Source organism: Nocardiopsis trehalosi NBRC 14201 (genome assembly GCF_001552555.1).
GTDB classification, from domain to species: domain Bacteria; phylum Actinomycetota; class Actinomycetes; order Streptosporangiales; family Streptosporangiaceae; genus Nocardiopsis_B; species Nocardiopsis_B trehalosi.
Map to the genome: position 1 here is coordinate 15,849 of NZ_BCRK01000029.1, position 21,303 is coordinate 37,151.

The window sequence follows — 21,303 nt, forward strand, 5'->3', positions numbered from 1 at the left end:
TGCTATGCGCTGCTTAACGTGCTGGTGGGCCCGCGACCCGACCGGTGACCCGACGGACCACCGGCCACCGGCGACCGGCCACTGGCGACGGATGCCGCACGGCACACGGCCGACGGCACATCGCGGATCGCCGCCCGCCCGGACCCTCCCGGCCCCCGCCCGGGCCCGAGCAGCACCGAGACCAGCGCAACCGGAACGAAGTGGAGAGCACCCCGCCCATGACCACCCCGATCGGTCCCACCGACTCCAGCCGGACCCCCCGCTTCGCGGGCCCCGCCACCTTCGCCCGGCTGCCCCGCCTGGACCAGGTGGAGCGCGCCGATGTCGCGGTCGTCGGCGTGCCGTTCGACACCGGAGTCTCCTACCGCCCCGGCGCCCGCTTCGGGCCCGCGGCGATCCGCGACGCCAGCCGGCTGCTGCGCCCCTACCACCCGGCGCTGGACGTGTCGCCGTTCGCCGCGCTGCAGGTGGTCGACGGCGGCGACATCGCGGTCAACCCCTTCTCCATCGGCGACGCGGTGGAGACCATCGACGCCGCGGCGACCGACCTGCTGCGCACCGGCGCCCGCCTGGTCACCCTCGGCGGGGACCACACCATCGCGCTGCCGCTGCTGCGTTCGCTGCACCGCGTGCACGGGCCCATCGCGATGCTGCACTTCGACGCCCACCTCGACACCTGGGACACCTACTTCGGGGAGCCCTACACCCACGGCACCCCGTTCCGGCGCGCCGTCGAGGAGGGCCTGCTCGACACCGAGGCGATCGCGCACGTCGGCACCCGCGGCCCGCTGTACGGCAAGCGCGACCTGGAGGACGACCGCCGGTTCGGGTTCGGCATCGTCACCTCCGCCGACGTGATGCGCCGCGGCGTCGACGAGGTCGCCGACGCGCTGCGCCAGCGCATCGGGAACCGCCCGCTGTACGTGTCGGTCGACATCGACGTGCTCGACCCCGCGCACGCGCCCGGCACCGGCACCCCCGAGGCGGGCGGGCTGACCAGCCGCGAACTCCTGGAGATCCTGCGCGGCCTGGCCGGCTGCCGGATCGTGGGGGCCGACGTGGTCGAGGTCGCCCCGGCCTACGACCACGCGCAGATCACCGCCACCGCGGCCGCGCACGTTGCCTACGACCTGGTGAGCGTGCTGGCGCTCGGCCCGGCGGCCACCACCGGCTGACGGTCGGGTCCGCCGACCCGCCGGCACCGCCGGCGTCGGGGCCCGGCGGCCGTCCCCTCGCGGGAGCGGCCGCCGGGCTCGCGTCGTGAAGGTGCCCCGCGCGTCCCGTCGGGGCCGGCGGACCGGCCCACCGGAGGCGGGCGCGTCAGCCGCGGATCGTGTCAGCCGCGTACCGCGTCCTGTGCGTCGGCCGTCCCGGCGGGGTCGCCCGGACCGGCCGGGGTGCGGCGCGCCCACACGCTCGCCAGCAGCGCTCCCGACATGTTGTGCCAGACGGAGAACAGCGCGGCGGGCAGCGCGGCGAGCGGCGCGAAGTGCGCGGTGGCCAGCGTCGCCGCCAGGCCGGAGTTCTGCATGCCCACCTCGATGCTCACAGCGCGGCGCGCGCTCACCGGCAGGCGGGTCACGCGGGCCGCGACGTAGCCCAGGGCCAGGCCCAGCCCGTTGTGCAGGACGACCGCCAGGGCCACCAGCGCGCCGGAGCTCAGCACGGCGTCGGCGTTGGCGCCCACCACGGCCGCCACCACGACGACGATGCCCAGCACCGACACCAGCGGCAGCAGCGGCAGGACGCGCTCGACGAACCGGCCCGCGACCGCCCGCACCACCAGGCCCGCCAGAACGGGGCCGAGCACCACCTGGAGGATGGACATCATCAGGGCCGCGCCGTCGACCGGCAGCGTCGACCCGGCCAGCCACAGCACTAGCAGCGGGGTGAGGAACGGGGCGAGGAGGGTGGAGATCGACGTCATCGCCACCGACAGCGCCACGTCGCCGCGCCCCAGGTAGACGATGACGTTCGACGCGGTGCCGCCCGGCGAGGCGCCCACCAGGATCATGCCGACCAGCAGCAGCGGGGGCAGGTCCAGCGCCACGCCCACCCCGTAGCCGGCCAGCGGCATGATCAGGTACTGGGCGGTGACGCCGATCAGCACCGCCTGCGGGCGCTTCACCACGATCGCGAAGTCCGCGGCGCGCAGGGTCAGCCCCATGCCGAACATGATCACGCCGAGCAGCACGGTGATGGCGGGCGCCATGCGGGCCGCCTGGTCGGGCACGGCGATACCGGCGATCGCGCCGACCAGGATGAGTAGCGCGAACCACCGCCCGGTGAATTCCGCGATCCGTGTCAGGAGTGCCATGGGAGTCCTTCTTTCCAAGATGAGCGTCCCAAGGATGGCAGGCGGGTCGCGGCCGCCGAGGGGCGGCCCCGCACGGCAGCCCCGTTGACTGGTTCCGACAGGACCAGGCACGCGCCCCCCGGTGTCGGGATACTGGGCGGCATGCGCAGCGGAATGGGCGACTTCCTCCGATCGCGGCGCGCCCGCATCGGCCCCGAGGACGTCGGTCTGCCGACCTACGGCGGGCGGCGCCGCGTCCCGGGCCTGCGCCGCGAGGAGATCGCGCAGCTCGCCGGGGTCAGCGTCGACTACTACGTGCGGCTGGAGCAGGACCGAACGGGCGGCGTCTCCGACGAGGTCCTGGACGCGCTCGCCCGCGTGCTGCGCCTGGACGAGGACGAGCGGTCCTACCTGTTCAGCCTGGCCGAGCCGGTGCGGCGGGTCCGCCGCCCGCGGCGCACCGTCAGCCCGCACCTGCGCCACCTGCTGGCGGGCATGCACGGCAACCCCGCGTACGTGATCGACCACCGCACCGACGTCCTCGCCTGGAACCGGCTCGCGGCGGTGCTGCTGCTCGACTTCGGCGAGCTGCCCGCCGAGCGCCGCAACTGGGTGTGGCTGCTCTTCCGCGACGAGCGCACGCGGCGGGTGTTCGGCGACTGGCGCCTCAAGGCCCGGGAGACAGTGGGCCACCTGCGCATGCACGCGGCCCGCCACCCCGGCGACGCCCGGCTGACAGCCCTGGTGGGGGAGATGTCGGTGGCCAGCGAGGAGTTCCGGACGATGTGGGCCGACCACAACGTGCGCGACAGGACCCGCGGCACCAAGGACGTCGTCCACCCGCTGATCGGCGCGGTCCGCCTGCACTACCAGACCTTCCAGGTCGGCGGCGAGGCCGACCAGTGGCTCGTCGCCTACTCCGCCGAGCCCGGGTCGGAGGCCGAGCGCTCCCTGCGGACGCTGGCGAGCTGGGCACTGCCCGACGCCGCGGAGCGCGGCGCGGTCGCCCCCGCTGAGGAGAGCGAGCGCCCCGACCCCCGTTGACCCGCGGCCGCGGCACCCCCTGGAGGACGGCCGGGGTGCGTGCCACGGCCGCGACCATCCGTTGGTGTTGGGGCCGGGGCCCGGCTGGGGCCGGTCGTGCAGGGTCCGGCCCCGCCGCAGCCGGTGCGCCGTCCTCCGGTGCGCCGTCCTCCGATGCGCCGCCCGCTCAGGTCGGCGGGGCGGTGGCACCGCCGCCGTCCTCCGGCGCGGGCACCGCCGCGCCGGAGGCGATGTCGCGCAGCGCCCGCACGTGCCGGTCGAACGCGTCGCGGCCCTGCGCGGTGAGCGCGAGCCGGGTGCGCGGCCGCCGCCCCGTGAAGCCCTTGTCGATCCGCACGTAGCCGGCCTCCTCCAGGGTGGCGGCCTGCTTGGACAGTGCGGAGTCGGTGATCTCCACGGCGTCGCGCACGAACCGGAAGTCGGCGCTCTGCACGGCGGCCAGCGCGGCCACGATGGAGAACCGCACCGGCGCGTGGATGACCGGATCGAGGCGGGCCCGGGGGTGCCGCGTCACGCCGCCGCCCGGGTCAGCCGCAGTGCGGCGACCGCCCCGGCCAGCGGCGGCACGGCGGTCAGCAGTGCGCCGGGCACCCACCACGCCGGGTCGCCGAACCGGTCCGCGCCGAGGACCAGCACCCCGGCGTAGAGCACGGCCCACGTGCCGATCATGGTGAGGTGCAGCCGCGTGTAGTGGCGGGGGGCGACCGGCTGGCGGACGGCGTAGGCGCTCAGCAGCGCCGTCGCGATCGCCCACGCCGCCGACCCGGCGCCGATGGTCAGCGGGCCGGGGGCCAGGCCGACCCCGGCGGTGTAGGCGGCCGTCAGTACCGCGTACGCCGCACACCATGCGGCGTACCAGCGCGCCCGCCGCCGGGCGGTGTCGGCGACCCCGTCGGCGACGGCCAGCGCCGCCCGTGCCTCCGCGTGATCCATGGAGAACTCCCCTCGTCGAATGCATGCCATAGTGGCAAGTACTTTCCACATTGGCAAGTAGATTCCAGAGCGGAAAGTCGACGGGTCGGACGAAGTGCAGAGCGGCGGACGCCACCGCACTAGTGCGTCCGGGGAGGGACCGAGCCGTCCGCTCTCGTGGTGGTGCCCGGGGAGGCGGTGGTGGTGGGGGTGACGGGTCGCTGCTGGGGTGATGGACCGTGAGGGGCGGCCGTGTGCGGCTATGAGTAAGGCGGGTGGCATGCTCCGCCGACCGCCGACCGCCGACCGCCGACCGCCGACCGCCGACCGCTGCGGCTGCCGCAGTGGCGGTGGCGGTGGCGGTCGATCCCGCTTCGACGGCCGTCCCCGCCGTTGTCAGCGTCTCCGGGACCACTGACAACGGCGCAGTCGGCGGAGGCCGACGCGGCGAAGCACTGCATCGGCCCGGTACTCCCGCCACGGTCAGCCCGGACCGCCGGAACAGCCGGAACCGCTGGATGCATTGGGGGCGCCGACAGCGGCGCACCCCCGCACCCCATCGCGACGTCCACGTCCGACCGGAACCGCGCCGACCGATTCCCGCCCACCTCGGGCCACTACTTCCCATGGCAGCCCCGACGAAGCCGACGCGCTCGGGTCGAGAACCCGCGCAGTCCACCACCGCAGAGCGTCTACCGTCCGCGCTACAGGCATTGCGCCGAGACGGCCCCGGGCTGAGAGGTGGTCACCCGAGCGGGGATGCGGCAACCACGCGCCCATTGCGGCGGCCACGCCCGACCGAAATCGCTCCGAGGTCGCCCTCAATCCGAAGGCGGTCGCTCGCGCCAAGCTGCGGCCGCCGCGCGCCATCGCCGCGGCCATGCTCGACCGAGCCACGTCGGCTGGTTCCCGTCCACTTCCGGGCACGCCGCCGCCACACCCCATGGCAGCAGAGAAGGCCGACGCGTTCGGATAGCGGGCCGGCTCCGTCCACCGCCGCCGGACGTGCACCGCCCCACCAGGGGCGACGGCACCGCCCCTTGGCTCCGACCCGCTCACTTGGGCGCTGCGTCGAGGCCGCACCCCGGTCCGGAGGTGGTCGCCCGATTCGGACGCGGCTGCCGTGTGCCGGCTCCGGCCGCTATCCGGCCGCGAGTGCTGCGGTCGCCCGCCCGCGTGGGGCTCGACACCGGTGGGATGGCATCCCAGCCGTCAGTCGCCCTCGGCGGGGGTGCGTCCCGATGCCGAAGGCGCGGGGACGGGGGAAGCGGTCGCGGTCGGACCGGAGGCCGGGTCCGCCGGGTCCGCCGGGCCGTTGGCCGGGGCGCACGAGAAGCACGTCATTCGGAACACCTCCGCACCCCCGACGAACCCAAGGAAGTACCCGGGCACGCCGTCATCGCCCGCGCGCTGCCCCGCGATGCGCTCCGCGTCCACGCTGCCCTGGAACCGGACCGCCGCTCCGTCCCGCGTCACGCCTGTGCACGCCACCGCGAGCAGGCCCGGCCGGTCGGGGTCGCGCCCGCACGACAGCCGGCCCCGCACCGGGTGGCCCTTCCGGTCGAAGGCGTCCTCCGCCTGCGGGCGCAGCACCGACGCCGCCAGCTCGGCCGCCACCCCTTGAACGTCGCCGCCCTCACGCTCCGAGCAGCCCGGGAGGATCAGCGCCGCCGACGCCGCGACGACCACGAACGAGGACGCGGGCCGCCCCTCCAGCACGGTGCGCCATCGGCCGGACCCGCCACGCCCCGCAGTCCCTCGGCCGCGCGACCGCGCCGCGAGGGCGGTGCGCCACGCTGCGAACCGCGTGCGCGGAACGACGCGTCCGATCCGGCGCCCCAGTGCGGCGCGCCACCCCGCCGGGCGGCGGGCGAACACGGTGCGCCACCTGGACGGCCGGGCCTGCGGCGGTGTGCCGCTCCCGCCGGACGCGGTGTCCGCCTCGGGGGTCCGCCGACGGACGCGTCGGCCGACGGCGGCGTGCCAGGCCGAGGCCCGCCTCCCGACTGCGGACCGCCCGCGCCGAAACCGGTCGGCCAGCGCCGCGCGGCGTCCGCGCAGGCGCTCGCCCAGCGCGGTGCGGCGGCGCGCCATCCGGTCCTTCAGCGCCGTACGCCACCCGGCGAAGCGTCCCGTGTCGATCCCCACGCCGCAACTATCGCCCGGGGCGCACCACCGCCCCCCACATCGCCACAGGGGCGGACCACCAAGAATCCGGAATACTCCGGCAAACTCCCGAACCCCGGCCGCCGCTCGGCGGCGCGGGCCCATCCGCCGGGCCCGCCCCCGGTCACCTGTCGCGGCGAGCACGCCCGTCCCTCCGCCACTGCCGCAGGCGGCCGCACCGCGCCCTTTGCGGCGTCGGCCGGCGGAATGCGCGGGCGTTCTCCGGGGGGACCGACCGTCCACCCGCGTTCTCGGCCGCTGGGAGCCGCGTCACGCCCTTTGCGGCGTCGGCCGATGGAAGGTGCGGGCGTTCCCTGGGGGAACGACCGGCCCCTACCGCGTCAGCGAATCCGGCAGGGCCGTAATCACTCCGGCGGTCCCTCCGCACCAGCGAGATCGGTCGCCCCTGGCCGCCCCCGGTGCCCGACCGCTGCCGTCGCCCCCGTTCCGGTTGACCCGCGCGGCGGGCCCCACGAGGATGTTCCGCGTCTTGTACCAGTGCGCATCGGGGGGCGACATTGGCGCAGCACCGCCTTGACACGGCTCTGCCGGCGGGTACCGATCCGCGTGCCCACGCGCACCTGCTCCACCGCGTGCACGAGGCGACGTTCTCCGGCGGCACGCCGCCCGCGCCGCCCCGTTCCGTCATCGCCGAGTCGTGGGGGCGCATGCGGACGCGCCGCTTCGACCCCGACGACGCACCGCGCCCCCGGCTGCTCCGCCGCGAGGAGGTCGAGCGCCGCCGCGCCCAGTCCCCGCTCGGCCAGGTCCTGCCCCTGCTGCGCAGCTCCCTGACGTCGGTGGCCGAGGACGCCGGGCACGTCATGCTCGTCACCGACCACACCGGCCTCGTCCTGTGGCGCGACGGCCCGGCCCGGGTGCGCCGGATCGCGGACGGCGCCGGCCTCGTGGAGGGCGCCTACTGGAACGAGGAGAACACCGGCACCAACGCCATCGGCACCGCCCTGGTGGTCGGGCGCGCCGTCCAGGTCCACTCCGCTGAGCACTACGTGCGCCCGCTCCACCGGCTGACCTGCGCGTGCGCCCCGGTGCGCGACCCGCGCGACGGCCGCGTCATCGGCGCCATCGACCTCACCGGCCCGGCCATCACCGCCCACCCGTCCACGCTCGGACTCGTCGACGCGGTGGCCCGCCTCGCCGAGTCGCAACTGCGCGGCCTGCACCACGCGCACCTGGAACGGCTGCGCGTTGTCACCGCCCCCATCCTCGCCGGGCTGCGCGGACCCGCCCTCGTCGTGGACGACGAGGGGTGGACGGCCGCCGCCGTGCACACCGAACCGGTCCGCCGCGTCCTGCTGCCCAAGCGGCCCGAGGCGGGGACCGCCTGGCTGCCCGTTCTGGGTGCCTGCCGCCTGGAGCCGCTGCCCGGCGGATGGCTGGTCCGGCCGGGCGCCGGTGAGGCGGCCCCGCCCACGCACGCCGAACTGGACCTGGCCACCGGTTCCGTGCCGCTCCTGCGCGTCGGCGGACCGAGCGGGGAGTGGACGCACCGGCCGAGCCCGCGCCACACCGAACTGCTCCTCCTTCTCGCCCGCCACCCCGAGGGGCGGACCGCCGCGCAGCTCGCCCAGGACCTGTTCGGCGACCAGGGGCGTGTGGGCACCGTCCGCGCCGAGATGTCACGGCTCCGCCGCCACCTCGGAGGCGTGGTCGAGAGCCGCCCCTACCGGTTCGCCGAGGGCCTGAGCGTCTCGGTCCGCACCCCCGCCGACCCGGTCCCGCTGATCCGCACCTCCACCGCGCCCGCCATCCGCCGCCCCGCTGCCCCGACCCCGGCCCCGGCTCTCTGACCACCGCTCCACCGGGAGATTCCGCGTCCCCACGGCAGGACGGCGAGCGACACCGACCGTCGCCAGTGCGGGACGCACTGTCGGGGCAGTGGGTGGGCGGGACCGATGTGCGAGGGCTGTTCGCCGATCCCCGCCTGCCGCATGGGCGGCCGGTCGGCGGCTTCTCGGCGGATGCTGCACGCGAACCGGGGTCGGGGACCGTACGGTTCCGGCCCAGGCGGCGTGCGATCGCGGCCAGGGCAACGGGCAGGACGCGCGGGCCGGGCCGCCGGGAGGTCGCTGCGGTGGCGCGCTGTCGGCGCGGGACGGTGCCTGCGGACGTGTTCCGAGACGGGCGGTCGTCGCCTCCGGGGCCGCGCCGGTCCCGCGGCTCCGCTCTGGCTTGAGTACCTGGGAGTTCCAGGTGTGTGGGCGGGACCGATGTGCGGGACTGTTCCGCCGCCCTCGCCTCGCGGGTGGGCGGTCGGTCGACGGTTCGCGGTGGACTGCTCTCCGGCGGCGGTCGGCGGCGGAGGGTGGATCCGAAGCCGGGAGCCGTATCTCCCGCGCAGGTGGTGTATGACCTCGACATGGCAGCGGGCGGGGCGCGCGTCGGATCGGCGAGAACGTTGCCGGCGGCATCCGGGCCCGGTCGGTGTCCGGTCCGTGAGTGACGCGCGTGGGAGCGGCGTCCGACCCGCGGGGGAGGTCGGCGAGGACGCGACGGTCGGTGTGTTCTCCGTGTGCCCACTGCATCACCGCACCGACCGAGCGCGGCTCCCACCTGTTCCGCGCCGCGCCGGAGGGCGCGGAGCCTGCTTGGACCTCGCCGCGCCGGGGGAGGCCGTGCCGGGTGGGTCGCCCGCACCCTGCCGAACGCGTCGGCCGGAACGCCGTCAGAGCGGGGCGGCCATCGGTGTGGCGGGACGGGCCCGGGGCCTCGGGGAGTCGGTGTTCCGCCGACGGACATCCCGCGCCGGCGGTCCGGTGGCGGCTGCCATCGCGGGTGGCCGACCAGCCTCCTATCCGGCGGCATCCATGCGGGTGCCCCGTCGGCACTGACCGACCTGCGGCGCCGTGCCCTTCACCGCTCGGCCCCGGTGAGGAAGGTGGTCGGTGACCGTGGTGTCGCCGACCGACGCCGGAGAGCGTCCACCGGCGCCGCGCGGCCGACCCCGGGGCGGGCGATACGGGCGCGGTGTGCGGCTTCCGCGCACCGGTTCGGTGCCCCCGCCTGCGCGCGGAACCCGAGTCGGGGCGGTCCGCGCCGATTCGGGGCCAGGGGGTCCTCCGCCCGCGCGTGCCGACAGGGCGTGTTGGCGGGCTAGGCGTCGACGGCAGGGGCGGCTGCGGCGGCGGAGAGGAGCAGGCGGGTGGCCTCCGGCCAGTCGGGGAGGCGGTGCTCGAAGGGGAGGCGGGCCGCGTGGAGGAGGGCCGCGGCGGACGCCCGGGGAAGGTCGCGCCGTACGCGGTCGGCCGCCTCGGCCGAGGCGGTGGAGCGGTAGCCCGCGAGCAGCGGGGCGAGGACCGCACCGGGGCCGCGCGCCCCCGGCGCCGCCGCTGTCCACGCCGCCGCCAGCGAGGCGAGGTCGTCGGCCGGGCGGCCGGACCGGACCGCGCCCGGGTGGACCGGCGCCGCACCGTGCGGGGTGAGCACCACCCCGCCGGGTCTCGGAGCCCCCAGGGTGAGCACCGGCGGACCGCCGTCGGCGTCACGCGCCTCGCACGCCCGCGCGAGCGCCAGCGCGCGGTCGGCCGCGTCCGGCAGGAGGCGGGCGAGGTGCCGCGCCGTGCTGACCGGCCCGGGCGGCGGCGCCTGCGCCGGGAGCTCCCGGGGAGGCGGCACCGCGTGCACCCGGCCCAGCAGCGCACCGACCTCCTGCGCCCCCTCGACCGAGAACGGGGCTCCCTCCAGCCACGCCACGGCGAGCACCCCGAACCGGTTCACCCGCAGCAGCTCCGGCACGGGCACCCCCGCTGCGGCAAGCGCGACGTGGGCGGCCACGTTCACCCCGCCGACGCGCACCCGGACGGCCGCCAACGGGGCCCCCTCCGCGTCTTCGGCCCGCCCGGTCCAGTGGCCGCCGGGCACGTACCGCACGGCGGTCAGCCGGTGCGCCCGCCGCCCCGCGTACGCCGAGGGGTCGGCGGCGACGCGCCGCACCCCCGCGACCGCCGGGTCGTGCGCGGGGGCCGTCAGGACGGTGCCCAACCGCTCGTCGACGACGGGCGACGTCCAACCGGCCGGCGCCGCCGGGCGCGCGAGCGGGGGGCCGCCGTCCTCTTCGGGGGCGGCGACCGGCGGCGCACCCGCCGGGCCCGCACGCAGGCCCGCGCGGTGCTCCCCGTCGGGGCCGGTGAGCACCAGTGCGGCTGTGGCGCCGTTGGGGCCGAGCAGTACGCGCTCGGCCACCACCCGTTCCGGCGGTACCGCCCCTTCGGGCACCAGGGAGCGGACCAGGAGCACCAGCCGTCCGGGGTCGAGGAGGTCGCCCAGAGCGGGCACATGAGGGAGGCGGCGCACCAGGTCGGCGTCGGCGGACGGGAGCATCGCGGACCTCCTCGGTGCTGCGTGGGCTCCGATTCTGCCCAGTACGCGCCCGCTCCGGTAGCCCTCGCGGAGCCGGACCGCCGACGTCCGTCCCGCCGTGGCGTCCGAGGGTCGTGGCGGGGGTCCGGGTCATGGGGGCGGCGGGGCCGCCGATGCGGCGGCCGTGCCGCCCTGCCGCATGTCGACGGGGGCCACTGCCATCGGCGCGTATCCGCCGCTGCGCCGCTGGTCTTCCCGTCCGCCGGATGGAGGAGGCGAGGCCGGGGCCGGGCAGACGGCCCGCGCGGTGGACGCGGCCGCATCGGTACGGCCGGGGGAGGGCCGGGACGTCCGCCGTCACGGTGCGTTCGGCCGGGCGTGGTGCGGTTTCTGGTGGGAGCGGGTGACGGGTTGTCGCCGGGGTGCGTCGGCGGGCCGGGATGGGTGGCCGGACGTTACCGGGAGCGGGGCGGGTGGCGTGTTCCGGGGACGTGGCCGTACCGGTGCGGCTGGGAGGGGAGCGGGTCGTTCGTCGTCGTGGCGGGTCCGGCCGGGTGTGGTGTGGCGGTAGTGGTAGCAGTTGAGTGCGGGTGGCGGGTGGCGGGTCGTCGCCAGGGGTGGTGCGTATCGGATCGGGGCGAGCGGTCGCGCGTTATCGGGAGCGAGGCGGGTGGCATGTTCCGGTGAGCGCCGACCGGTCGGCGGACGCGACCGGGCACCGAGCCTCACAGGGAGGGCACTCGCCATGACGGTGAGTGAGGCGTCGGCGACACGTTGCAACCTGATGCAACCTTTGCGGTGCACGTCGCATCCGCGATCAACTGGGTTCCGAGCGGCAGGCCGCTCACATCACCGCCTCGTCCGTCCGCACCCGTGCCTTGAGGGGGGTAGCGGGAACCGACCTGCGGGACGGACGTCCGAGCGGCGACCCGGGAGTCGTGGGGGAGCGCCCCCGGGTCGCCGCACCCTGCGGCGGTGGTCGCTCCTCTGCCCCGGGGCGACCTCCGCTGCCGCAGGGACGCGCAACGGCGCGGTCCGCCGACCGCGCACGACCCGCCGTCCTCCCGGAACACCACCGTGCCACCCCGGGAAGGCGGCCCGGCAGCCGTCCGCCGGCGCCGCCCGGCCTCCGCCGCCCACTCCCGGGGCGGCGGAGGTCACACCTCCTTCACCGCCGGCAGGCGGGCGGTGGCCAGCCAGCGCCACCGGGCGGCCTGCGACGCCGTCCCGGCGGCGGCGAGCAGCGCGGCCGCGAGCGCGACGGGGGCCGGCCACACGAAGAACGGGGCGACCCCCGCGACAGCGAACAGTCCGATGTTGTGGGCGACGGTCACCCACCCGGGCACGGGGATCACGATGTTGGCCTTATCGCCGGGGGTCGCGAAGAGCGTGGGAACGCCGATCAGCACCGCTGCCGCCAGCACCGCCAAGGGGATCGACACGGCGCTCAGCGCCCACGGTGCGGCGATCCAGGCGATGAGTTCGGTCGCGAAGCGCAGCGCCGCGCCGACACGGGAGTCGGGGGCCTGGCCGCCGGGCGACGTGGTGGGGGTGGTCACGGGGCCAGGGTCTCACGCCCCGCGTTGCGTACCGGTCGCGGGCCGCCCCGCGCGGCGACCGCACGTCAACCGGCTCGGTGGTGGTCCGGCCGGTCCTCAGTCCGGCGCGGTCGACCCCCGTTCCGGCGGTCTCCACCGCGCGCCGACGACCGGACCATCGACACTTCGGCGGCCGGGCACCGCTGCCCCGATGTCGGGCTGGTGGCGCGGAGCAGGGGCGCGGTCCTGCGGGTGCGAGTGGTCGTCAGCAGTGGTCCGCGCAGTGGCGATCGGGCGCCGCGCCGGCCGCGCATAGCCAGTAGGCCGTCGAACCGCCTGCCCCTCTTCTGCCCCGGGGTGGCGCGGCGCCCGGACGCCGACCCCCGCCTGTGCGGCGTCCGCACCGATGCGTACCGGTCCATCCCGCGTCCGGATGGTCCGCGCGACTTGGATCCGTCATCCTTGCCGGGTTCCAGCGGGGTGGGCGTCGGCGCCCCGCCGGACATGTACCCCACTGGTCCCCCGAACGGGCCTGTCCAGGGTGCGTGGAAGGCGCAACGCCATGCGTGCGGTTCGATGGGCCCGCGTCCCCTGCGCGGAGGGATCCGCGCAGCGGCGCAGCGGCGCAGCGGCGCGCGGCCTCGGCCGCCGGCCCCCCGCCCCGGACGGCCTCGCCGACGGACCTCGGCCCCCGGCCCCCGGGCGTCAGCCGACCGGGCGTCGGCGGGGGCGGGCCGCTCCGGGGCCGCGCGGGCGCATGATGAGCGCGGCGACCGCGTAGCGGCACGGCTCGGTGCCGGGGTTGGCGTAGCCGTGCTCGACGTCGGCGGCGAAGTACACCGAGTCGCCCGGCCCGAGGTCGGTGGCCTCGCCGCCCACGGTGAGCCGCAGCGTGCCCGCGTCGACCGCGACGAACTCATGGGAGCCGGGGGCGTAGGCGGGGAACACCCCGGCGTCGCACCCGGGCGGCAGCTCGGTGCGCACCCACTCGAAGTTCACCCCCGGGACGACCGGGGACAGCACCGTCCGCCGCCAGCCCCCCGGTTCGTCGGCCACGTCCTGATCGGCGGCGCGGCGCACCACGACGGTGGACTCGGAGGCCGGAGCCACCAGCCGGGCCAGCGGCACCCCCAGCCCTTCGGCGATGCGGCCGAGCACGACGATGGTCGCCGCCTTCTCGCCCCGCTCGACCGACGACAGCATGCTCACGCTCACCGCGCTGCTGTCGGCGAGCCGCTGGAGGCTGAGGCCGCGATCCGCCCGAATCGCCTGGATGCGCGCGCCGAGCGCCGGTAGATCGACCACGTCCGCTATGATAGCGATGATTTCCGCGATAGAGGAAAGTGGGGTCCGCTTGCCGCTCGAAGGAGTCGCCATCCGACCGGTCCGCACCGCCGACCTTGGGGCGGTCGCCGGGATCTTCGCCCACTACGTCGACCACACCCGGTTCACGTTCGAGGAGACACCCCCGTCCGAGGCCGACTGGCACCACCGCCTCGAACAGGGGGCGGCGGCCGGGCTGCCGTTCCTCGTCGCCGAGGTCGACGGCCGTGTCGCCGGGTACGCCCGCTGCACCCCCTGGCGCGAGAAGCCCGCCTACCGGTTCACGGCCGAGGACTCCATCTACCTCGCCCCCGGCATGGGCGGGCGCGGCCTGGGCGGCGAACTCCTCGCGGCGCTGCTGGACGACGCCGCCGAGGCGGGGGTGCGGCAGATGGTCGCGGTCGTCGTCGACGACGGCGAGGGCGCGTCGCTCGCCCTGCACCGGCGGTACGGGTTCGCCCTGGTGGGCCGCCTCTCCCGCGTCGGCCACAAGCACGGCCGCTGGCTCGACACCCTCCTCCTCCAGCGCGGCCTCCTCCCCGCGTCCGCCACCCCGGCCACCACCCCCCATCGCGCCCACGCCCGTACCACCGACACGGGCTGATCCCGCCCCACTGCCGGCCCCGGACCGACGAACTCCCCGACCGATCACCCGGAGTGGTCCGGCCGGCGGTCGCGGGGGGAGAACACCCCCGCCTGCGCGGCGCGACAGGGAGCCGGCTCCTGCGGTCGTCCCCGTGAGCATCGCGGCGCGCCTCCGCTATCGGTGGGCCGCACGGTGGACGCACCGACCGTCGGAGCGCCCGGCCGGATCGTCGCGAGCCCCGCGCCGTGCGGTCGCCGTCGACCCTGTGCCGGACGGTCTGCGCTCTCGTCCTGCCACCGACGTCGATTTGGCTCATGACGGCGACCTGCGCCGATGGCGACGGGCGTTCGGCTCTCGCCGTCATGAGACACCCGGAGGGATGCGTGTTATTCTTTGATGACTGACCAGTCAGTCATAATAGGAGGGCGCGGAATGCCGAAGCGGGTCGACCGAGGGGCGCGGCGGGAGGAGATCCTGGCCGGGGCCGTGCGGGTGTTCGCGCGGAAGGGGTTCGCGGCGACGCGGGTGGAGGACGTGGCCGCCGAGGCGGGGATCGCCAAGGGGAGCGTCTACCTGTACTTCGACGGGCTCGACGATCTCCTCGGCGCGGCATTCGCGTCGTTCGGCGCCGCGTCGGAGCGGGTGCTCGCCGACACCCGCGCGGGGAACGGGGACGTCTTCGACCGGTTGGGCCGCCTGATCCGGTCGGTCCTCTCCCTGGTCTCGGCGGAGCCCGACCTCGCCCGGATCCTGGTCGACCTGTGGGCGGCCGGGCGCGGCGGCGCCGCCCCGCCCGTCGACATGGCCGCCTCCTATGCCGCGTACCGGGCCGCCATCACCGACCTGCTCAAGGAGGGCGCCGCCGCGGGGCGGGTCCGCCCGGGGGTGGGGGAGGCGCACGCCACCGTGGTCGTCGGGGCCATCGAGGGGTGCCTGCTCCAGTGGCTGATGGACCCGCGCCTGCCGATCGCCGACCTCGCCGGGCCGATCGCCGACGTCCTCGTCGACGGCCTGCGCGCCCCCGGAACGGATACGGCCGTCACCGACGCCGCCCGGATCGGCGGGACGGCGCACGGGACGGGTACGGCTTCGGACGGGGAGGCGGGCGACGACCGGACGGCTGCCCGGGACGGGGCGGTCGGTGATTGCGGCGTGGCGGCCGCTGGGGACGGTGGGGGAGCGGGTGGCGACGGGGCATCGGTCGGCGGCCGGGCGGCTGTCCTGGACGGGTCGGCCGACGGCGGTGGCGCCGGGTCGGGCGATGGCGACGGCGGCGGGCCGGTGCAGGGCGATGGCGGCGTGGCTGCGGGCGGTGGGGGCGAGACGGTGGGCGGCGATGCCGCCCGGCAGGGGGATCGGTGATGTCCGCGGCGTTCGAGAAGGCGGGGAGACCGTTGGACTCGCGAGAGACGGCGATGGCGGAAGGTGTGGCGATGCCGGAGGGTGTGGCGATGCCGGAGGGAGCGGCGATGGCCGGGAGCTCGGCGGGGACGGGTCGGGGGTGGCGTGCCCGGGTCGACGGGTTCCTCGTCGGACCCGGGGCGACGCGCGGGGAGCGCGCGGTGTGCTTCGCCACCGCCGTGGTCGGGACGGCCCTGGCCCTGGCCGCCGGCCACTCCGCCTGGGGGGCCGCCGTCGTGCCGTTGATCGTGGTGGGCGCCGCCGCCTTCGACCTGTTCGGCGGAGCCGCCGCCAACACGACCGACGTCGCCCGGCGCCAGTGGCACGGGCCCGGTCGAACCGCGTGGCACCACGCCGGTTTCGTGGCCGCGCACGTCCACCCCTTCGTCTTCGCCTGGCTGCTCCCCGGGTTCGGCTGGGACACCGCCGCGCTCCTCTACGGCCTGGTGCTGGCGAGCGCGGCCGCCGTCCTCCTCTCGCCGCCCCGGTTGCGGCGCCCGGTCGCCTTCGCGACGGCCGCCCTCGCGCTCACGGCGGTCACCTTCGTGGCCCCCGTTCCCGCACCGCTGGCCTGGATCGCCCCCGTCATGCTCCTGAAGCTGGTGCCGGGGCACCTGCTCGCCGACGGCGCGACACCGCCGCTCGCGCCGCCCGCGCCGGGGCCCGTCCCGCCGACGGCGCACCCCGCCTGAGCCCCGACCGCCGTGAAGGAGGCCCCCGTGAGATTCCCGAACCCCGCCCGCACCGGCCTGTCCCGGGCGCTCGTCCGCGCGCCGATCCTGGTGTACCGCGTCGGGCTGGGCGCCCTGCTCGGCCACCGCATGGTGCTGCTGACCCACGTCGGCCGCACGAGCGGACTGCCCCGCCAGGTCGTCCTGGAGGTCGTCGACCGGGACCCCGCCACCGGTACCGTCGTCATCGCCTCCGGATACGGCGCGCGGGCGCAGTGGTTCCGCAACGTGGTGGCCCGGCCGAGGGTCCGCTTCCAGGTGGGGCGGCACCGCTACGAGGGCACCTGCCGGCCGCTGCCCCCGGAGGAGTCCGGGCGGCGACTCGCCGATTACGCGCGCCGCCACCCCCTCGCCGCGGCCACGCTGATGCGCGGGCTCGGCCACACCGCCGCGACGGACGCCGACGTGCGCCGCCTCGGCGCCGACCGTGAGAACGGGGTCCCGCTGCTGGAGCTGCGCCCCGACACGTGACCGAACAGCGGGGACGCGGATGGGCCCGGTGCGCACCCGCGCACCGGGCCCATCCGCGTCGCCGGGCCGCTCGCCGGGCCGCTCGCCGGGGCGGGAGCCCACGGGAGCGCCGCCGTGGCGGGGGTGTGTGTCCGAGACCACCAGGGGGTGGCGTCCCCCCGGTTTTCGCAGGTGGTGACTTTCGGGTGATCGACATTGCGCGGAAATGACGTTGTGACCATCGATCTGCGGATGAATGATGCTGTTCTGTCAAACTTCGTCACACATCATGATCGCGCACGTTCGCGCAGGTCGCGTGATCTCGACCCTATAAACAGCTGATTTGATCTCGGTCCATCGCGTGTTCAACACGCGGTTATGTCGATCGGATTGACAGGCCGTCTGGCCTGGGGCAGGATTTCTATTGTTCGGAGTGACGAACGCCCTTCGGTCGTCGGTGAGGGGCAGCTCCGAGTCGAAGGCCCGGACGGTCCCAACCCGGAGACCATTCGCCCCACCCCAGGTCAGCGCGGTCAAAACAGCGGCCGCCCGCACCGTGGCATCGAGGGCTCCGAGGTCCGCGCCCGCACCCCGTCCGCTGCGCGCCCGGGGCTGCGTCAACTTAAGAATCCCCCGCTTCGCACTTTCCGACCGCGCTTCGTCGTTGCGAGAGATAGGGAGATGTCCACACAATGGACGCTGCGATTCACCGCCCGGAAAACCTGCCGGCCGATGGGGTCTCCGCTTCGGAGGAAATCCCCGAGCTCGAATTCCTGCGCCCCGTCGTCGAGTCGGGCAGGTGGGGTATCGACAGCACCGGCGGCCTTCCGCTGGAGAGAAATGTCACCGTGGTGCCGAGGGTCGCCGAGGCGCTCGGTGTGGAACAGGCCAGAGCCGCCGCCGAGTTCGCCTATTTCCAAGGGCTCGACCACGCCGTCCCCGTGGCCAACGGCACCCGCGCCCTCGTGATCGCGCTCATGGCCGCCAGCGTCCTCGCCGAGGAGACCGGCAAGCGCGCCCTGCGCCCCGGCCGCCGCGCCCTCGTCTCCGGCCTCACCTGGCAGGCCACCGCCATGGCGCCGCTCGACCGGCGCCTGGTCCCGGTCCTGCTCGACGTCGACCCCGCCACCGGTGTGGTCGCCCCCGAGACCGTCCACGCGGCCCTGCGCGACGACCGCGACGGCGAGATCGCCGCCGTCGTCATCCCGCACCTGTACTGCCGCATGGCCGACATCCCGCGCATCGCCGAGATCTGCGACGAGTACGGCGTCGTGTCCATCGAGGACTGCGCCCACGCCCACGGCGGCGCCATCGACGGCCGCCCCGCGGGCGGCGTCGCCGACTTCGGGACCTGGTCGTTCCAGGGCTCCAAGTCCATCACCGCCGGCGAGGGCGGCATGGTCACCACCCGGCACGCGGGCATCGTCGACCAGATCGTCTCCATCACCACCTGCGGCCGCGCCGTCGGCCGGTCGCGGCCCTTCCAGGCCGGCAACGACCGGCTCGGCGCGCTCCAGGCCGCCGTGCTGCGGGCCCGGATGCGCCGGTTCTACCGCGAGGAGCTGCCGGTCAAGCCCGGTGTGCTCGCGGACCTGGAGGCGCGCATCTCCGGCATGGACGGCGTGACCGCCCTCGCCCCGCAGCTCCGCGTCGGTACCCAGATCACCTACAAGGCCGTGGCCCGGTTCGAGCCCGAGGCGTTCGGCGCCGACACCGTCGAGGACCTCGCCGACGCCCTGCACGCCCTGCTCGGCGTCGAGGTCGCCACCCTCTACGACCCGCTCGACGACAGCGACCTGTACCGCCCCGACTCCGACCCGGCGAACCACTGGTCGGACGCGTTCACCGCCGCCGCCGACCCGGCCCGGTACCCGCTGCCCGGGGCCCACGAACTGCGCCGCACCGCCCTCGGCTTCGAGCACGCGGCCCTGCGCGACCCCGCGTTCCCCGACCGCTTCGCGCAGGCCGTCGCCCGCCTGCGCGCGGCCGGCCCGGTGCCGAGCCGCCCGTCCGAAGTGACCGGCTGAGCCGCATCACCATTCGCTCGCCCTCTACCGATGGTGAAACCGACATGCGAACGAGCGTTCTGCACACCGCCCAGCCCGCGGCCGCCACGACCGCGCCGTCCACAGCCACCGACCGGGTCTCCGTCTGCGTCGTCGGCGCCGGCTCCGGCGTCGCACCGCGCCACATCGAGGCGTTCGGCGAACACCCGGCCACCGCGGTCGACGCCCTCATCGAGTCCGACCCCGCCCGGGCCGAACTCCTGCGCGCCCGCCACCCCGGCATCGCCGTCACCGACCGCCTGCCCGCCGCCCCGCGCGGCGCGCCCGGCCTCGCGGTCGTCTGCGTCCCCGACGCCGCGCACACCGACGTCGTCACCCGGTGCCTCGACGCCGGGTGGCACGTCCTGTGCGAGAAACCCCTGACCGACGACCCCGAGGCCGCCGAACGCCTGTTCGCGCTCGCCGAGGACGCCGGGCTGCACCTCGCCGTCGCCTACCAGCGCCGCTTCATGCTGGAGGACCTGCACCAGCGCGTCGCCGACGGCGCCATCGGCCGCCTGCACTGCGTCAACGCGCGCTGGCTGCGCCGCGCCGGGCACCCCGAGTCCCGGCGCGGCCTCGACCGCCGCGGCTCGGGGGTCCGCGGCGACCTCATCCCGCACCTGCTGTCGCAGGGGCTGCCGTTCCTCGGCCCCGGCCCGCTGAGCGTCCAGGCCCGCGACTGGCGGGTCGGCGACGGGTGGGCCACCGAGGACGTCGCCCGGCTCATCGCCCGCGGCCCCGAGGGCATCGAACTCCAGGTCGACGTCGCCTACGACGCACCGCACCTCGACCGCCCCGACGACTGCTGGGTGGAACTCCACGGCGGCCTGGGCTCCATCCACGCCGAACTGCCCACCCACCAGGACGCGGAATGGGCGGCGGCGCACCCGCCCGTCCTCTACCCGCGCACCGGCACCCCCGAGCGGCTGGCACCGCTGCGCACCACCGCCGAATGCCACCTGCTCCAGGCCGACCGGATCGTCCGGTCACTCGCGGCGGGGCCCGCCCCGGCCGCCGACCGCGACCGGGAGCTCGCGCTGGTGCGCACCATGGCGGCGGCCCAGGCGTCCGCCCTGCACCAGGGGCCGATCATCCAGGTCTGACGGCCGCCCCACCGGCACGCCCGCCGGTACCGCACCGCGTCCGCGGCGTCGCCCGCCGCCGACGCGGCGGCCACCGTGCGCTCCACGCCCCGGTGGCCTCGACAAGGAGGAAGATACGGTTGCGCGCAACGATGTGGCGCCCGTCGCTCGTCACGGCGGCGGCGGCGCTGTTCCTGCTCAACGGGCTCGGCTACGCGTCACTGGCGTCGCGGCTGCCCGAACTCCAGGCCGAGTTCAACCTCAGCGAACCCCAGCTCGGCTTCGCCCGCAGCGGGTTCGTGATCGGCATCACCGTGGCGATGCTCGTCGCCCCGCAGATCGTCCGCCGCTGGCGCGCCCACCGCGTCGCGCCCGTGGCGGCCGGCCTCTACCTCGCCGCGGTCTGCCTCGCCGGGGCCGGCTTCGGCACGGTGTCCTTCATGGGCTGGCTGCTCGCCGCCGGCGTCCTCAACGCCCTCATCGACATCGGGCAGAACGTCATCGCCGTCCGGCTGGAGAAGATGCGGATGGCCGACGTCCCCGACGCCCGGCCCAACAGCCTGCTGTCGCCCATGGAGGGCCTCCAGGCGGTCGGCGTCGCCGCCGGGTCCGGGTTCGGCCTGCTCACCGCCGGGCGGCTGCCGCTGCTGCCCAGCTTCGCGCTGCTCGGCGCCGTCGGCGCCGTCGCCGCCCTGGTCGTGTTCGTGCTGCTGCGCGGCCTCGACACCACCGCGGGCGCCCGGCCCGCCCGCGCCGTCGACCCCGCCGCCCACCCCGGGCTGTCCCGGCGGCGCCGGCTGAGAGCGGCCTACCCGCCGCGCCTGCGGTGGCTGACCGCGATGAGCTTCTCCGCGCTCCTGCTGGAAGGGGCGGTCGTCAACTGGCTCGCCGTCCTCGTCGCCGGGTCCGGCGCGCCCCTGTTCGTCAGCGGGCTCGGCCTCACCGTGTTCGCGACGACGCTCTGCCTGGGCCGGCTCAGCTACGGCGCCATCGCCGGCCGGGTCGACCAGGTCATGTTCGTGCGGACCATGGGCCTGCTCGTCCTGGTCGGCATCGCCGGGGTCGCGCTGTGGACCGACGAGGCCGCCATCGTCCTCGCCTCCGCCGCCGCCCTCGGCTTCGGCCTGGCCAACCTGCACCCGTTCTGCACCGGCGCGGTCGGCCACGGCAGCGAACCCGAGGCCGAGGAACTCCACCTGGGCCGGATGAACCGGGTCGCCTACACCGGGATCGCGTTCGAGGGCGTGCTGGTCGCCGGGCTCACCGCCCTGTTCGGCCTCGCCGCCGCGCTCGCCGCCGTCGGCCTGACGGCGGCCGTCTTCGTCGCCAAGGCCCACCTGTTCCGCACCGAGCGGGCGCGCGAACTCCAGGCGGCCTGACCCGGCGGCGCGGCGGCGGCCCGCGAG

General features: G+C 76.1%; 17 protein-coding genes. 10 read left to right on the top strand and 7 right to left on the bottom strand.

The window, feature by feature from the left end; genetic code table 11:
* Window positions 1–218 precede the first annotated feature (218 nt).
* Complete coding sequence (gene speB / locus NT8_RS07995; protein WP_067965864.1) at window positions 219–1,175, top strand: agmatinase; 957 nt, start codon at window positions 219–221, stop codon at window positions 1,173–1,175.
* 161 nt (window positions 1,176–1,336) lie between these two features.
* Here speB and NT8_RS08000 read toward each other — a convergent pair whose 3' ends face one another.
* On the bottom strand, window positions 1,337–2,317 hold the full coding sequence (locus tag NT8_RS08000; RefSeq protein WP_067965866.1) for a bile acid:sodium symporter family protein: 981 nt from the start codon (window positions 2,315–2,317) through the stop codon (window positions 1,337–1,339).
* Window positions 2,318–2,458: 141 nt separating this feature from the next.
* On the opposite strand from NT8_RS08000, the gene NT8_RS08005 reads away from it, so the two are divergent.
* Complete coding sequence (locus tag NT8_RS08005; RefSeq protein WP_067965869.1) at window positions 2,459–3,340, top strand: helix-turn-helix transcriptional regulator; 882 nt, start codon at window positions 2,459–2,461, stop codon at window positions 3,338–3,340.
* A 166-nt stretch (window positions 3,341–3,506) separates the two neighbouring features.
* Here NT8_RS08005 and NT8_RS30715 read toward each other — a convergent pair whose 3' ends face one another.
* The 3 genes from NT8_RS30715 to NT8_RS08020 all read right to left on the bottom strand — a co-directional run bounded on the left by NT8_RS30715 (window position 3,507) and on the right by NT8_RS08020 (window position 5,971).
* Window positions 3,507–3,854 carry a winged helix-turn-helix domain-containing protein gene (locus tag NT8_RS30715; protein ID WP_067965871.1) on the bottom strand — a complete coding sequence of 116 codons (348 nt, stop codon included), beginning with the start codon at window positions 3,852–3,854 and terminating at the stop codon, window positions 3,507–3,509.
* A complete protein-coding gene (locus NT8_RS30720; RefSeq protein ID WP_067965873.1) occupies window positions 3,851–4,273 on the bottom strand; it encodes a hypothetical protein in 423 nt (140 codons plus the stop codon). The genes NT8_RS30715 and NT8_RS30720 overlap by 4 nt, the downstream gene beginning before the upstream one ends.
* A gap of 1,191 nt (window positions 4,274–5,464) precedes the next feature.
* Window positions 5,465–5,971: a hypothetical protein gene (locus tag NT8_RS08020; RefSeq protein WP_067965875.1), complete on the bottom strand. Its 507-nt coding sequence runs from the start codon at window positions 5,969–5,971 to the stop codon at window positions 5,465–5,467.
* Window positions 5,972–6,936: 965 nt separating this feature from the next.
* Between NT8_RS08020 and NT8_RS08025 the strand changes: the two genes are divergently transcribed.
* On the top strand, window positions 6,937–8,229 hold the full coding sequence (locus NT8_RS08025) for a helix-turn-helix domain-containing protein (RefSeq protein ID WP_067965878.1): 1,293 nt from the start codon (window positions 6,937–6,939) through the stop codon (window positions 8,227–8,229).
* Window positions 8,230–9,532: 1,303 nt separating this feature from the next.
* Here NT8_RS08025 and NT8_RS08030 read toward each other — a convergent pair.
* The 3 genes from NT8_RS08030 to NT8_RS08040 all read right to left on the bottom strand — a co-directional run bounded on the left by NT8_RS08030 (window position 9,533) and on the right by NT8_RS08040 (window position 13,581).
* The gene (locus NT8_RS08030; RefSeq protein ID WP_067965880.1) at window positions 9,533–10,759 is read right to left on the bottom strand and encodes a hypothetical protein; all 1,227 of its coding nucleotides are present in this window, start codon (window positions 10,757–10,759) and stop codon (window positions 9,533–9,535) included.
* A gap of 1,136 nt (window positions 10,760–11,895) precedes the next feature.
* A complete protein-coding gene (locus NT8_RS08035; protein WP_067965881.1) occupies window positions 11,896–12,297 on the bottom strand; it encodes a hypothetical protein in 402 nt (133 codons plus the stop codon).
* 684 nt (window positions 12,298–12,981) lie between these two features.
* A complete protein-coding gene (locus tag NT8_RS08040; RefSeq protein WP_067965883.1) occupies window positions 12,982–13,581 on the bottom strand; it encodes a helix-turn-helix domain-containing protein in 600 nt (199 codons plus the stop codon).
* Window positions 13,582–13,630: 49 nt separating this feature from the next.
* On the opposite strand from NT8_RS08040, the gene NT8_RS08045 reads away from it, so the two are divergent.
* From NT8_RS08045 to NT8_RS08075, 7 genes are all read left to right on the top strand, one after another.
* Window positions 13,631–14,203, top strand: coding sequence for a GNAT family N-acetyltransferase (locus tag NT8_RS08045; protein ID WP_281203397.1), 573 nt, complete (start codon window positions 13,631–13,633; stop codon window positions 14,201–14,203).
* A gap of 414 nt (window positions 14,204–14,617) precedes the next feature.
* On the top strand, window positions 14,618–15,547 hold the full coding sequence (locus NT8_RS30380; protein ID WP_217999111.1) for a TetR/AcrR family transcriptional regulator: 930 nt from the start codon (window positions 14,618–14,620) through the stop codon (window positions 15,545–15,547).
* A gap of 107 nt (window positions 15,548–15,654) precedes the next feature.
* The gene (locus NT8_RS08055) at window positions 15,655–16,278 is read left to right on the top strand and encodes a hypothetical protein (protein WP_084468747.1); all 624 of its coding nucleotides are present in this window, start codon (window positions 15,655–15,657) and stop codon (window positions 16,276–16,278) included.
* A 27-nt stretch (window positions 16,279–16,305) separates the two neighbouring features.
* Window positions 16,306–16,788 (top strand): nitroreductase family deazaflavin-dependent oxidoreductase, encoded by a 483-nt coding sequence (locus NT8_RS08060; protein WP_067965887.1) that lies wholly within the window; start codon window positions 16,306–16,308, stop codon window positions 16,786–16,788.
* An 857-nt stretch (window positions 16,789–17,645) separates the two neighbouring features.
* Window positions 17,646–18,794, top strand: coding sequence for a DegT/DnrJ/EryC1/StrS family aminotransferase (locus NT8_RS08065; RefSeq protein WP_169805198.1), 1,149 nt, complete (start codon window positions 17,646–17,648; stop codon window positions 18,792–18,794).
* A gap of 44 nt (window positions 18,795–18,838) precedes the next feature.
* Window positions 18,839–19,918: a Gfo/Idh/MocA family protein gene (locus NT8_RS08070; protein WP_067965890.1), complete on the top strand. Its 1,080-nt coding sequence runs from the start codon at window positions 18,839–18,841 to the stop codon at window positions 19,916–19,918.
* 119 nt (window positions 19,919–20,037) lie between these two features.
* Complete coding sequence (locus tag NT8_RS08075) at window positions 20,038–21,276, top strand: MFS transporter (protein WP_169805199.1); 1,239 nt, start codon at window positions 20,038–20,040, stop codon at window positions 21,274–21,276.
* Window positions 21,277–21,303 lie beyond the last annotated feature (27 nt).

Excerpts from the sequence above, each read along its gene's own strand:
- speB (WP_067965864.1), top strand. The coding sequence starts at position 219 with ATGACCACCCCGATCGGTCCCACCGACTCCAGCCGGACCCCCCGCTTC.
- NT8_RS08000 (WP_067965866.1), bottom strand. The coding sequence starts at position 2,317 with ATGGCACTCCTGACACGGATCGCGGAATTCACCGGGCGGTGGTTCGCG.
- NT8_RS08005 (WP_067965869.1), top strand. The coding sequence starts at position 2,459 with ATGCGCAGCGGAATGGGCGACTTCCTCCGATCGCGGCGCGCCCGCATC.
- NT8_RS30720 (WP_067965873.1), bottom strand. The coding sequence starts at position 4,273 with ATGGATCACGCGGAGGCACGGGCGGCGCTGGCCGTCGCCGACGGGGTC.
- NT8_RS08030 (WP_067965880.1), bottom strand. The coding sequence starts at position 10,759 with ATGCTCCCGTCCGCCGACGCCGACCTGGTGCGCCGCCTCCCTCATGTG.
- NT8_RS30380 (WP_217999111.1), top strand. The coding sequence starts at position 14,618 with ATGCCGAAGCGGGTCGACCGAGGGGCGCGGCGGGAGGAGATCCTGGCC.
- NT8_RS08055 (WP_084468747.1), top strand. The coding sequence starts at position 15,655 with ATGGCCGGGAGCTCGGCGGGGACGGGTCGGGGGTGGCGTGCCCGGGTC.
- NT8_RS08070 (WP_067965890.1), top strand. The coding sequence starts at position 18,839 with ATGCGAACGAGCGTTCTGCACACCGCCCAGCCCGCGGCCGCCACGACC.